This window comes from Micromonospora sp. CPCC 205558, from assembly GCF_036902955.1.
Taxonomy (GTDB): domain Bacteria; phylum Actinomycetota; class Actinomycetes; order Mycobacteriales; family Micromonosporaceae; genus Micromonospora.
In genome coordinates this window covers 113,073-125,155 of record NZ_JBAKHR010000009.1, presented here as the reverse complement: position 1 = coordinate 125,155, position 12,083 = coordinate 113,073, and the positions used below count along the sequence as shown (strand labels likewise).

The window sequence follows — 12,083 nt, the reverse complement described above, 5'->3', positions numbered from 1 at the left end:
GCTGTCGACGCACTCGTCACCCGGCGATCGTAGGCTGCCAAGGTGTCCGGTGGCGTCCGTCGTCCCTGATACCGGTATTCCAGCAATGAAGGAGACGAATTCGTGGGTGAAATGTCCGAAGTTGGGCGCCTGATTCTGCTCGGTGCTCCGCTCGGCAACCCCGCCGACGCCTCGGCCCGGCTCCGGGAGGTGCTGATCACCGCCGACGTGGTCGCCGCCGAGGACACTCGCCGGCTCACCCGGCTGGCCCGTGACCTCGACCTCACCGTCGGCGGTCGAATCGTCTCCTACTTCGAGGGCAACGAGGAGCGGCGTACCCCCGAGCTGGTCGAGGCCATCCTCGGCGGATATGTGGTGGCGCTGGTCACCGACGGCGGAATGCCGAGCGTCTCCGACCCCGGCTACCGGCTGGTCCGCGCCACGTTGGACGTCGGGGCGCCGGTCACCGTCGCCCCCGGGCCCAGCGCGGTCACCACCGCGCTGGCCGTCTCCGGGCTGCCCTGCGACCGGTTCTGCTTCGAGGGCTTCCTGCCCCGCACCCCCGGCGGGCGTCGATCCCGGCTGCGCGCGCTCGCCGCCGAGGAGCGCACCCTGGTCTTCTTCGAGGCGCCGCACCGGATCGGGGCGACACTCACCGACCTGGCCGACACGTTCGGGGCGGACCGGCCGGCCGCGCTCTGCCGCGAACTCACCAAGACCTACGAGGAGGTGCTCCGCCGCCCCCTCGGCGAACTGGCCCGGTGGGCCACCGAGGGGGACCCGCGCGGAGAGATCACCTTGGTCGTGGCCGGGGCTCCGGTGACCGCCGCCGAACGCCCCGACGACGACACCCTGCGCGCCGCCGTCGCCGAGCGGGAGGCCGCCGGCCGGTCCCGCCGGGACGCCATCACCGACGTCGCCACCGAGTACGCGCTGCGCCGCCGGGACGTCTACACGATCGTGCACAGCTGACCGGGGTGATCCGGCTTCCCCGACAGCGGGGTCACCACGCGGCGACCAGGAAGCCGACGGTGATCAGCGTGGGGCCGGCGACGGCGGCGGCCACCGCCCAGCGGCGGTGCCGGCGGCCGGGCACTCGGGCCGATCCGGTCCACCGGACGATGCCGGCGGTGCAGCCCAGCACCACCAGCAGGCCGGGCAGCCACCGCAGGTGCCGGCCCACGCCGACGTCCGCGTACGCGGTGCCGCTGTCCGGGCCGATCATCCGCGCCGGCAGCGGGGTGCCGGCCGCGCGCCCGTCGACGGGCACGCCGCTGACCCGGACACCATGGGCGATGAACCGACCGTCGTCGGCCGTGAAGATCCCCCGGCACCGCTGGGTGAGCCCGCTGCCGGAGCAGTAGTCGATTACCACCGTGCCCGTCCGGGCGTGCCCGACCGCGAGCCAGAACGGGCCGGCGCTGACCCAGGCGAAGAAGGCCGCGAACAGGCTCAGCACCACCAGCGCGGCGAGCCCGGGCAGCGGATCCGGCGGTGGGGACGTGCGGCTCGGTGCCCGGCGTCGCGCCAGCCGAAAGCCGCGAAACCGCTCCGGCGCCGGGTCCTTGCGGACCGGGGTGCCATCCCAGTGCACCTGCTCGATCGGTGCCCAGAAGGCGCCGCCGTCGTCGTTCGGCGGGTCGCCGTCGGGCCGGCGGTCGCGCTGCCGGCGGACCGGCACCCGACGCGGCACCGCGTCCACCGGCGCACCGGTGGTCGGCTCCACCTCGACGGACTCCCCGCTGGCCGGCACCGGGTCGACGCCGGGCACCGGCCGGGGCTGGGGCGCGACGCCGGTGACCCGCGGCGCGGCGGGCTCGCGCCCCGGGTCGTCGCCGACCGCCGCTCCGGTGGGACGGTCCTCGTGGTCCCGCGCCGCTCCTCTGCCCGTCACGAGGTTCATTGCACACCGCCCCAGTGGGCGAAACGGGCAGCTGAGCCGCGTGTCGACGACAAATCGGACCAATGGGCGAGGTGGTCGGCCCGGTCCGCCGGTCGGGCACCCCCCATTGGTTCGCGGACGCCCCGGACAGGTCACTAGGCTCACTGCTCATGAGTCACGTTCTCGCGGCAGTGGCCTGGCCGTACGCCAACGGCCCGCGCCACATCGGCCACGTCTCCGGTTTCGGCGTTCCCTCCGACGTCTTCGCCCGGTACATGCGGATGGCAGGCCACGACGTGCTCATGGTCTCCGGCACCGACGAGCACGGCACCCCGATCCAGGTGCAGGCCGACGCCGACGGGGTGACCCCGCGTGAGCTGGCCGACCGGTACAACAGGGTGATCGTCGAGGACCTGCACGGCCTCGGTCTCTCCTACGACCTGTTCACCCGCACCACCACCCGCAACCACTACGCGGTGGTGCAGGAGCTGTTCGAGGGGATGTACCGCAACGGCTACATCGTGCCGAAGACCACCATGGGCGCGATCTCCCCGTCCACCGGGCGCACCCTGCCCGACCGCTACATCGAGGGCACCTGCCCGATCTGCGGTTACGACAGCGCCCGTGGCGACCAGTGCGACAACTGCGGCAACCAGCTCGACCCGATCGACCTGATCGACCCGAAGTCGCGGATCAACGGGGAGACTCCGAAGTTCGTCGAGACCGAGCACTTCTTCCTGGACCTGCCGGCCCTGGCCGAGGTGCTGCGGCAGTGGCTGGACACCCGCGAGGGGTGGCGGCCCAACGTGCTGCGGTTCTCCCGCAACCTGCTCGACGACCTCCAGCCCCGGGCGATCACCCGTGACCTGGAGTGGGGCGTACCGATCCCGCTGGACGGCTGGCGCGACCGGCCGGACAAGCGGATCTACGTGTGGTTCGACGCCGTGATCGGCTACCTGTCCGCCTCGATCGAGTGGGCCCGCCGCTCCGGCGACCCCGAGGCGTGGCGGAAGTGGTGGTCCACCGACGGCGCGGGGAAGGACAGCCAGTCCTACTACTTCATGGGCAAGGACAACATCGTCTTCCACTCGGTGATCTGGCCGGCGCTGCTCTCCGGATACTCCGGCGAGGGCTCCCGCGACGGTGAGCCGGGCGAGCTGGGTCGGCTCAACCTGCCCACCGAGGTGGTCTCGAGCGAGTACCTGACCATGGAGGGGCGGAAGTTCTCGTCGTCCCGCAAGGTGGTCATCTACGTTCGTGACTTCCTGGAGCGCTACGACGCCGACGCGCTGCGCTACTTCATCGCCGCCGCCGGCCCGGAGAGCAACGACACCGACTTCACCTGGGCCGAGTTCCTCCGCCGCAACAACGACGAGTTGGTCGCCGGCTGGGGCAACCTGGTCAACCGGTGTGTCTCGATGGCGGCGAAGAACTTCGGCGCGATCCCGCCGGTCGACCCGGCCGGGCTCACCGAGGCCGACGAGACGCTGCTCGCGGTGGCCCGGGCCGGTTTCGCCACGGTCGGCGACCTGATCGGCCGGCACCGGCAGAAGCAGGCCATCGGCGAGGCCATGAAGGTGGTCGCCGAGGCCAACAAGTACCTCTCCGAGCAGGCCCCGTGGAAGCTCAAGGACGAGGCGGACAAGCCCCGGATGGGCACCATCCTGCACGTCGCGCTCCAGGTGATCAGTGACGCCAACACGCTGCTCACCCCGTTCCTGCCGCACTCCGCGCAGCAGGTGCACGAGCTGCTCGGGGGCACCGGCGTGCACGCGCCGATGCCGGTGATCGAGCAGGTCGACGACCTCGACGGCGGGCCGGCGTACCCGGTGCTCACCGGGGACTACACCGTCGGCGCGCGCTGGGAGTCGGTGTCGATCGAGGCGGGTCGCCCGTTGGCCGCGCCGAAGCCGGTGTTCCGCAAGCTCGACCCGTCGATCGTCGACGAGGAACTGGCCCGGCTGGCCGACTGAACGCACGGCGCGCGGCGGCAGGCACCCCTGCCGCCGCGCGCCGTCACATCGCGTACCGGGTGTCCATCACATGGTCGTCGGTCACCTCGGCGATCGGGGCCCAGGCCTCGTAGACGCCACGTTCCTGACACTGGGCGCCGGTGGCGACCACGGTGTCCGGGTTCGGGTAGCGCAGCCGCATCCGCAGCCAGCCGGCCTCCTCCCGCAGCACCAGACACGGCACTCCCCGCCACTGGGCGAACCGGACCCGACGGGCCACCGCGTCCACCGGGTAACGGGCCGCCCGCGTCATCGCCAGCACCCGGAACCCGCCGGGCAGGTCGGCGACCGCCTCGTACTCGTTGTCGCCGTACGTGCCGACCAGTTGGGTCGAGCGGGGCACGTCGGCGTTCGGCACGTACTCCTGGTCCGGGGAGAGGTCCGGCACCGCAGCCAGCAGATGCCGCCACTGCGGGCCCACCATCCGCAGCCACCCGCGCTGCTCGGCCTGGTAGGTGTACAGCACCACCTCCACCCCCTCCGCCGGGTAGGCGATGAGGGCGGCGTTCGCCGGCATCGGCAGGTCGGCGAAGTCCCGGGTGACGAACTCCGGGATGAGCTGACCGTTGCTGGGCACGAAGCCGGTGCCCAGCACCGGGGCGCCGAGCCGGTCCCGGGAGGGCAGCGCGGTCAGGCCGAGGTGCGCCGGGCCTACCGGCACGTCGTAGTCGCCCGGGTCGGACGCGCGCCAGCGCAACGCGTACGCCACGTCCGGGCCGTCGCGGCCTGCGTCCCCATCGGTACGCAGCACTCTCGTCGTCGCCGGCGTCCGCAGGTGCGCCACATCGTGCTCGCGGTAGCAGAAGCCGTGCGGCAGCCAACCCCGTAGGTAACCGGCGACCTGCTGGGCCGAGAGCACCTTCATCATCCGGGTGCCCCGCCGGACCACCGCCGACGCGCGCGCCATCGCCAGCATCGGGTCACCCGCCGACGAGGGCTGCTGGCTGAGCTGGTGCAGGTACGCCCAACCCCGCTCGCGGTGCGCGGGCATCAGCAGCGGCGCCTCCGGCTCCTCGGCCGGGTCGGTGGCCCCGTGCACCGCTGTCACCTCGGTGACGTGCACGAAACGGCGCCACGGCAGGGCGCTACCCGAGCGGGGCGCCCACTCGAAGCCGGCCACCTCGTCGGCGCTGAACAACTCGTACGCGGCACCTCGGGCGATCTCCTCGGCCGGGTACACGGCGCCGCCGAACGCCACGTGCAGTCCGGTCCGCTCGCTGGCCGTGCCGTCGGCCTGGGGGGTGACGCTCATACCGTCGCCTCCCTGTTCGGTGGGTGGGGTCCGCACGCTGTCGCGTCCGCTCGTTGGCGACCGTAGAGTCGCGCGGCGTAGCCGCGGTGAACGTCGGGTGGCGGGCAGATGGACAGCCCCGGTGTGTGATGCTGTGGCTGATGAGCGAGCCCACTGAATCCCGCCGCGACCGTGCCGCCCGGCGGGCCGGAGAGTTTCCGCCTGCCCCCGAGCCGCTGCCCCGGGCGGTGCTGGACAGCCACACCCACCTGGACATCACGGTCAGCGAGGCCGGTGTGCCCGGCGGCGGGCCGTCCGACGACCCGGTCGCCGTGGCCATCGCGTTGGCCACGAAGGTCGGCGTGGACCGGCTGGTCCAGGTGGGCGTCGACGTCGCCTCCTCCCGATGGGGCGCGGACATCGCCGACCGCTATCCCGCCGTGCTGGCCACGGTGGCGCTGCACCCCAACGAGGCGCCTCGGCTGGTCGACCTCGACGAGGCGTTGCGGGAGATCGAGTCACTCGCCGCCCGCGACCGGGTCCGGGGCATCGGCGAGACCGGAATGGACTTCTTCCGGACCGGCGATGAGGGCCGGGCCGCGCAGGAGGAGAGTTTCCGGGCGCACATCGCCATCGCCAAGCGGTACGACAAGACGTTGGTCATCCACGACCGGGACGCGCACGCCGACGTGCTGCGGATCCTCGACGACGAGGGCGCTCCGGACCGGGTGGTGCTGCACTGCTTCTCCGGCGACGCCGACTTCGCCAGCGAGTGTGTCCGCCGGGGCTATCTGCTGAGCTTCGCCGGCACCGTCACCTTCGGCAGCGCGACGGCGCTGCGCGAGGCAGCCGCGCTCACCCCGGCGGATCAGATGCTGGTGGAGACCGACGCCCCGTACCTCACACCGATGCCGTACCGCGGCCGGCCGAACGCGTCGTACCTGATTCCGCTGACCGTCCGCGCGCTCGCCGCGACCACCGGCAGCGACCTGGACGAGTTGTGCGCGGCCATCTCCGCCACCGGCGACCGGGCTTTCGGCCCGTGGTGAGCCCGGCCCGATGGTCGGCACCGGCCCCGTCGCTACGCTGCCAGCCATGACCGGTCTCCTCGGCCCGGCGGAGATCCGGGAACTCGCCGCCCGGTTGGGCGTCGCGCCCACCAAGAAGCTGGGCCAGAACTTCGTGCACGACCCGAACACCGTGCGTCGGATCGTCACCGCAGCCGGCCTGACCCCCGACGACGTGGCCCTGGAGGTGGGGCCCGGGCTCGGCTCGCTGACCCTGGGGCTGCTGCCGGTCGCCGGGCACGTGCACGCCGTGGAGATCGACCCGGTGCTCGCCGGGGCGCTGCCGGAGACGGTCGCGCGGCACGCCGGGGCCGACGCCTCCCGGCTCACCGTGCACCGCGCCGACGCGCTGCGCATCGCCGCCACCGAACTGGCCGACCCACCACCGACCGCGCTGGTGGCGAACCTGCCCTACAACGTCGCCGTACCCGTGGTGTTGCACCTGCTCGCCGTGCTGCCCACCCTGCGACACGGCCTGGTGATGGTGCAGAAGGAGGTCGCCGACCGGCTCGTCGCCGGTCCCGGCTCCAAGGTGTACGGCATCCCGTCGGTCAAGCTCGCCTGGTACGCCCAGGCCCGAAGCGCCGGCAAGGTGCCGCCGAACGTGTTCTGGCCGGTACCCAACGTCGACTCCGGCCTGGTCGCCTTCACCTGTCACGAGCCGCCCCGCGCCGACGTACCCCGGGAGCGGGTCTTCGCCGTGGTGGACGCTGCGTTCGCGCAGCGCCGTAAGACGCTGCGCGCCGCCTTGGCCGGCTGGGCTGGTGGCGCGGACCGGGCGGCCGCGGCGCTCACCGCCGCCGGCGTCGACCCCGGCGCCCGTGGCGAGTCACTGACCGTCGAGCAGTTCGCCGCCATCGCCGCGTCGGCTCCGGTCGGTACGACGGCCGCGAAGTAGGCTGACGCCGTGCCCGCCCAGGACGCCGAGGAGCTGACCGTGGCCAAGCCGTTCGACATCCGCCTGCACCTGCGGGACATCACCCCGTGACCGAGGCCTGGCGACCGGATGACGAGGACGAGCGACGCGGGGCCGTCGGCCCGGTGCGGGTGCGGGTGCCCGCGAAAATCAACCTGCACCTCGGGGTGGGCCCGCTGCGTCGGGACGGCTACCACGAGCTGAACACGATCTACCACGCCATCTCGATCTACGACGAGCTGACGGCCCGCCGGGGCGACACCCTCGCCCTGACCATGGAGGGTGAGGGCACCGGCGAGCTGGCCCTGGACGACACCAACCTGGCGATCCGCGCCGCGCACGCCCTCGCCGGGTACGCGGGGGTGCTGCCGCACGCCCGCCTGCACCTGCGCAAGCAGATCCCGCTCGCCGGTGGGCTGGCCGGGGGCAGCGCCGACGCGGCCGCCGCGCTGGTGGCCTGCGACGCGCTCTGGGGCACCGGGCTGTCCCGCGACGAGTTGGCCGGGATCGCCGCCGACCTCGGCTCCGACGTGCCGTTCCTGATCTACGGCGGCACCGCGCTGGGCACCGGCCGGGGTGAGGCGATCAGCCCGGTGCTGGCCCGCCCCACCTCCTGGCACTGGGTGGTGGCGATCGCCGACGTCGGCCTGTCCACCCCGACCGCGTACCGGGAGTTGGACCGGCTCCGCGAGTCCGGTGCCGCTGGCGCCCCGCTGGGCAGCACCGACGCCCTGCTCGGCGCGCTCCGTCAGCGCGACCCCCGCGTGCTCGCCCGGACGCTCGGCAACGACCTCCAGGACGCCGCGCTGGCCATGCGCCCGGCGCTGGCCGACACTCTCAAGGCCGGCGAGGCGGCCGGCGCGCTCACCGGCATCGTCTCCGGCTCCGGCCCGACCTGCGTCTTCCTCGCCGCCGACGGGGCCGCCGCGGAGCGGATCGCCGCCGAGTTGACCGCCGCGGGCGTCTGCCGGGAGGCGCGGGTCGCGCACGGCCCGGTGGCCGGCGCCCGCGTCGGCTGACCACGGGTCCCGCCGGGGCGGCCGGCACGCGGCGCGGGCGTTCGGGGCGTCCGCGTACCCTTGGGAGAGGCGTCCAGGTGCCCGCCGGCATCGGGACGCCTTGACATTGAAGGGTGGAACGTGGCGAACATCGTCAATCTGGACCGGGTGTCCAAGGGGTACGGCGCCGCCGGGCGGCTGCTCACGGACGTCTCGCTCGGCCTGGACGACGCCGACCGGATCGGTGTGGTCGGCCTCAACGGTGCCGGCAAGTCCACCCTGCTGCGGCTGCTCACCAAGCAGGAGGACCCGGACGACGGCCGGGTGACCCACCGCCGCGACCTGCGGGTGCTCTGGCTGCCGCAGCAACTCACCCTCGCTCCCGAGGCCACCGTCCGGGACGTGGTGCTCGGCACCGCCTGGCTCGGCGAGGGCATGGGCGCCGAGCACGAGTGGGCCGGCGACGCCGGGGTGCGGGCCATCCTCGACGGCCTCGGCATGCCGCACCTCGGCCTCGACCAGCCGGTCGGCCCGATGTCCGGTGGCGAACGACGCCGGGTGGCGCTCGCCGCGCTGCTCGTCCGCGACTCCGACCTGCTCATCCTCGACGAGCCCACCAACCACCTGGACGTCGGCGGTGTCGACTGGCTGGCCCGGCACCTGGTCGGCCGCAAGGGCGCCCTGGTCGTGGTCACCCACGACCGGTGGTTCCTGGACGCGGTCTGCACCACCACGTGGGAGGTCGCCGACCAGACCGTCCGCGCCTACGAGGGCGGCTTCGCCGCCTGGACCCTCGCCCGCGTCGAGCGCGAGCGGGTCGCCGCCGCCACCGAGGCCCGCCGGCAGAACCTGCTCCGCAAGGAGATCGCCTGGCTGCGCCGTGGCCCGCCCGCCCGGACCTCCAAGCCCCAGTTCCGCATCGACGCCGCGAACGCGTTGATCGCCGACGTGCCGCCGGCCCGCGACACCATGTCGTTGCAGCGGATGGCCGTCTCCCGGCTCGGCAAGCAGGTGTACGAGCTGGAGAACGTCGAGCTGCACGCCGGGCCGAAGGAGATCCTGCGCGACGTCACCTGGCTGGTGGGCCCCGGCGACCGGATCGCCATCCTCGGCGCCAACGGCGCCGGCAAGACCACCCTGCTGCGGATGCTCGCCGGCATCACCCGCCCCGACGGTGGCCGTCTCGGCACCGGCTCCACCGTGCGGCCCGCCTTCCTGTCCCAGGAGCTCACCGAGCTGCCTGGGCACCTGCGGGTGCTGGAAGCCGTCGAGGAGGTCGCCCGCCGGGTCCAGCTCGGTGACCGGGAGGTCTCCGCGTCCCAGCTCGCCGAGGTGTTCGGCTTCGACGACCGCCGACTCTGGACCCCGGTCAGTGACCTCTCCGGTGGCGAACGTCGCCGGTTGCAGATGCTGCGGCTGCTGGCCGGCGAGCCCAACGTGCTGCTCTTTGACGAGCCCACCAACGACCTGGACACCGACACCCTCGCCGCGCTGGAGGACCTGCTCGACTCGTGGCCCGGCACGATCATCGTGGCCAGCCACGACCGGTACCTGATCGAGCGGGTCACCGACACCGCGTACGGGATGTTCGGCGACGGTCGGTTGGTGCACCTGCCGGGCGGGGTGGACGAATATCTCGCACGGACTGCCGAGCGGGCCGGGACCAGCCGCGCCGGGGCCACCCCGACCGCCGCGCCCACCGGCCCGACCGCGAGCGGCATGTCCGCCGCCGAGGTCCGTCAGGCCCGCAAGGAGCTGACCCGGCTGGAGCGGCAACTCGGCAAGCTCGACCAGCGCGAGACCACGCTGCTCGATCAGCTCGCCGCGGACGCCACCGACTACGCCCGGGTCGCCGAGTTGGACACCCAGCTCAAGGATCTGCGGGCCGAGCGGGAGCGGATCGAGGAGAGCTGGATGACCCTCGCCGAGGACCTGCCCGAAAGCTGAGCGGCCGGGCACGCCGCCCGGCCCCCGTGTGCGGCGTCACACCACCACGTGCGAGACAATCGTCGGCGACACCTCACCTCACGGCGTTGGAGACACAGACATGGCCCACACCCCCGTCAACCACCCCGCGCGGCCGATCTACCGGGCGATCGGCGGGCTCACCGGTCTGTACCTGGTCGTCTTCGGTGTGCTCGGCATCATCGCGAGCACCGGCAACGAGATCCTCGCCCAGGACGACACCCGGGTCCTCGGCCAGGGCACCAACCTCGGCTTCTCGCTGCTCAGCGTGCTGCTCGGGATCGTCGTGCTGGTCGGCACCGCGCTCGGCCGCAACATCGACGTGGCGATCAACCAGTGGCTGGCGTACGGCCTGATGGTGATCAGCCTGGCCGGTCTCGCGTTCATCCGGACCGACGCCAACATCTTCAACTTCAGCATCAGCACCGTGATCGTGGTGATGACGGCCGCGCTGGTGCTGCTGATGGTCGGCATGTACGGCAAGGTCGGCACGGAGGACGAGGCGGAGGCGTTCCAGAAGGCTCGTCTCGTTCTCTGATCTTTTTCGTTGGTTGCGGTTGCCTTGGTTGCGGCCGTGGGTTTTCGCCGGAGCCCGATCTGCTCCGGGCGGTCAGGCTTGATCCCTGCGCAGCTCGGGCTCCGGCGAAAACCTGACCCTGTCCAGCCTTTGGCGGACCTCTTCGGCTTTGTGGTTCTTCGGACAGTTGGGTCTCGGCTGGGCGACAATTCCCCTGAAACGGTCAGATCAGGAGGTCAGGGGTATGCCGCATTTTCCGGTGAACCATCCGGCACGGCCGCTCTACCGGGTCCTCTCCGGGCTGATCGGCGTCTACATCCTGGTCTTCGGCGTCTGGGGCGTCGCCGAGACGATCGGTGATCCACTCTTTGCCCGCAACAGCACCTGGGCGCTCGGGCTCCGGACCAACCTGGCCTTCTCGCTGGCCTCGGTGATCTTCGGGGTCTTCCTGATCATCGGGGCCTCGCGGCGCACCAACCTCGGCCACTACATGAACCTCACCGCCGGGGTGGTGTTCCTGGTGACCAGCATCCTGATGATGTCGGTGCTGCAGACCCGGGCGAACTTCCTCAACTTCTCGATGTCGACAGTTGTCGTGTCGATGCTGTTCGGCCTGATCCTGCTCGGCACCGGTTTGTACGACAAGGTCGGCCCACCGGAATCCGCCGAGGCGGAGTTGGAGCACCGCAAGCACCCGGTGGCCGACGCGCACCGCCGCTGATCGGGGTCAGTGGCGCCGTGCGGTGATCAGCGTCGGCTTCGCCTCCAGGTGCGACAACCCGTTCCAGGCCAGGTTGACGAGGTGCGCCGCCACCGTCTCCTTGCGCGGCTTGCGCACCTCCAACCACCAGCGGCCGGTCAGCGCCACCATGCCGACCAGCGCCTGCGAGTACAGCTCGGCGAGCTTCGGGTCGTACCCGCGGCTCTTGAACTCGGCACCCAGGATGTGCTCGACCTGGTGCGCCACGTCGTTCATGACGCTGCTGAAGGTGGCCGTGCCGGACATCAGCGGCGACTCGCGGACCAGCACCCGGAAACCGCTGGTCTCCTCCTCGATGTAGCCCAGCAGGGCCAGCGCCGCCTGTTCCAGCAACTCCCGCGGATGCCCGGCGGTCAACGCCGTGGTGATCCGGTCCAACAGGGCCCGGACCTCCCGGTCCACCACCACCGCGTAGAGCCCTTCCTTGCCTCCGAAGTGCTCGTACACCACCGGCTTGGAGACCTTGGCGCGGGCCGCCACCTCCTCGATGGAGGTGGCGTCGAAACCACGCTCGGCGAAGAGCTGCCGGCCGGTCGCGATCAACTGCTCCCGTCGTTGGGCCGCCGACATGCGGACCCGGGACGGGGCTTTGGCTTTCGGTGCCGCCGTCGGTGTCGCCCGTCGGCCGCCGACGACGGCCCCCGCGTCGCCGCTGACCTCAGGCATGTCGCCGCCTTGCTGGCGCTCGGTGACGCCCTGCCGTGGGATGGTTCCTCCGCTGTGCCCGTTCACGTCGTCGCCTCACTGGCGGGCGGT

At 72.3% G+C, this 12,083-nt stretch carries 11 protein-coding genes; 8 read left to right on the top strand and 3 right to left on the bottom strand.

Annotated elements, in window-relative coordinates:
• The first annotated feature begins 111 nt into the window (after positions 1-111).
• Positions 112-951, top strand: coding sequence for a 16S rRNA (cytidine(1402)-2'-O)-methyltransferase (rsmI, locus tag V6U86_RS13070; protein WP_442934936.1), 840 nt, complete (start codon positions 112-114; stop codon positions 949-951).
• A gap of 31 nt (positions 952-982) precedes the next feature.
• Here the strand turns inward: rsmI and V6U86_RS13065 are convergent, their stop codons facing one another.
• The gene (locus V6U86_RS13065) at positions 983-1,882 is read right to left on the bottom strand and encodes a hypothetical protein (protein ID WP_334502552.1); all 900 of its coding nucleotides are present in this window, start codon (positions 1,880-1,882) and stop codon (positions 983-985) included.
• A 149-nt stretch (positions 1,883-2,031) separates the two neighbouring features.
• Here V6U86_RS13065 and metG point away from each other — a divergent pair, with 149 nt between their 5' ends.
• Positions 2,032-3,834 carry a methionine--tRNA ligase gene (gene metG / locus V6U86_RS13060; protein WP_334502550.1) on the top strand — a complete coding sequence of 601 codons (1,803 nt, stop codon included), beginning with the start codon at positions 2,032-2,034 and terminating at the stop codon, positions 3,832-3,834.
• A 43-nt stretch (positions 3,835-3,877) separates the two neighbouring features.
• Here metG and V6U86_RS13055 read toward each other — a convergent pair whose 3' ends face one another.
• Positions 3,878-5,125 carry a hypothetical protein gene (locus tag V6U86_RS13055; RefSeq protein ID WP_334502548.1) on the bottom strand — a complete coding sequence of 416 codons (1,248 nt, stop codon included), beginning with the start codon at positions 5,123-5,125 and terminating at the stop codon, positions 3,878-3,880.
• A gap of 128 nt (positions 5,126-5,253) precedes the next feature.
• Between V6U86_RS13055 and V6U86_RS13050 the strand changes: the two genes are divergently transcribed.
• The 6 genes from V6U86_RS13050 (at position 5,254) to V6U86_RS13025 (ending at position 11,288) form a co-directional block, all read left to right on the top strand.
• On the top strand, positions 5,254-6,153 hold the full coding sequence (locus V6U86_RS13050) for a TatD family hydrolase (protein ID WP_334502870.1): 900 nt from the start codon (positions 5,254-5,256) through the stop codon (positions 6,151-6,153).
• A 46-nt stretch (positions 6,154-6,199) separates the two neighbouring features.
• Positions 6,200-7,069, top strand: coding sequence for a 16S rRNA (adenine(1518)-N(6)/adenine(1519)-N(6))-dimethyltransferase RsmA (gene rsmA / locus V6U86_RS13045; RefSeq protein WP_334502546.1), 870 nt, complete (start codon positions 6,200-6,202; stop codon positions 7,067-7,069).
• A gap of 86 nt (positions 7,070-7,155) precedes the next feature.
• Positions 7,156-8,106 (top strand): 4-(cytidine 5'-diphospho)-2-C-methyl-D-erythritol kinase, encoded by a 951-nt coding sequence (locus tag V6U86_RS13040; RefSeq protein ID WP_334502544.1) that lies wholly within the window; start codon positions 7,156-7,158, stop codon positions 8,104-8,106.
• Between the two features lie 120 nt (positions 8,107-8,226).
• Complete coding sequence (locus tag V6U86_RS13035) at positions 8,227-10,032, top strand: ABC-F family ATP-binding cassette domain-containing protein (RefSeq protein ID WP_334502542.1); 1,806 nt, start codon at positions 8,227-8,229, stop codon at positions 10,030-10,032.
• Positions 10,033-10,132: 100 nt separating this feature from the next.
• Positions 10,133-10,588, top strand: coding sequence for a DUF4383 domain-containing protein (locus V6U86_RS13030; protein ID WP_334502540.1), 456 nt, complete (start codon positions 10,133-10,135; stop codon positions 10,586-10,588).
• Positions 10,589-10,811: 223 nt separating this feature from the next.
• Positions 10,812-11,288, top strand: coding sequence for a DUF4383 domain-containing protein (locus V6U86_RS13025; RefSeq protein WP_334502538.1), 477 nt, complete (start codon positions 10,812-10,814; stop codon positions 11,286-11,288).
• A 6-nt stretch (positions 11,289-11,294) separates the two neighbouring features.
• On the opposite strand, the gene V6U86_RS13020 is transcribed toward V6U86_RS13025, so the two are convergent.
• Positions 11,295-11,993, bottom strand: a complete 699-nt coding sequence (locus V6U86_RS13020) for a TetR/AcrR family transcriptional regulator (protein WP_334502536.1) — start codon at positions 11,991-11,993, stop codon at positions 11,295-11,297.
• Positions 11,994-12,083 lie beyond the last annotated feature (90 nt).

Coding starts and splice junctions, on each gene's coding strand:
- rsmA (WP_334502546.1), top strand. CDS start 6,200: ATGACCGGTCTCCTCGGCCCGGCGGAGATCCGGGAACTCGCCGCCCGG.
- rsmI (WP_442934936.1), top strand. CDS start 112: ATGTCCGAAGTTGGGCGCCTGATTCTGCTCGGTGCTCCGCTCGGCAAC.
- V6U86_RS13050 (WP_334502870.1), top strand. CDS start 5,254: ATGCTGTGGCTGATGAGCGAGCCCACTGAATCCCGCCGCGACCGTGCC.
- V6U86_RS13065 (WP_334502552.1), bottom strand. CDS start 1,882: ATGAACCTCGTGACGGGCAGAGGAGCGGCGCGGGACCACGAGGACCGT.
- metG (WP_334502550.1), top strand. CDS start 2,032: ATGAGTCACGTTCTCGCGGCAGTGGCCTGGCCGTACGCCAACGGCCCG.
- V6U86_RS13030 (WP_334502540.1), top strand. CDS start 10,133: ATGGCCCACACCCCCGTCAACCACCCCGCGCGGCCGATCTACCGGGCG.
- V6U86_RS13055 (WP_334502548.1), bottom strand. CDS start 5,125: ATGAGCGTCACCCCCCAGGCCGACGGCACGGCCAGCGAGCGGACCGGA.
- V6U86_RS13020 (WP_334502536.1), bottom strand. CDS start 11,993: ATGCCTGAGGTCAGCGGCGACGCGGGGGCCGTCGTCGGCGGCCGACGG.
- V6U86_RS13025 (WP_334502538.1), top strand. CDS start 10,812: ATGCCGCATTTTCCGGTGAACCATCCGGCACGGCCGCTCTACCGGGTC.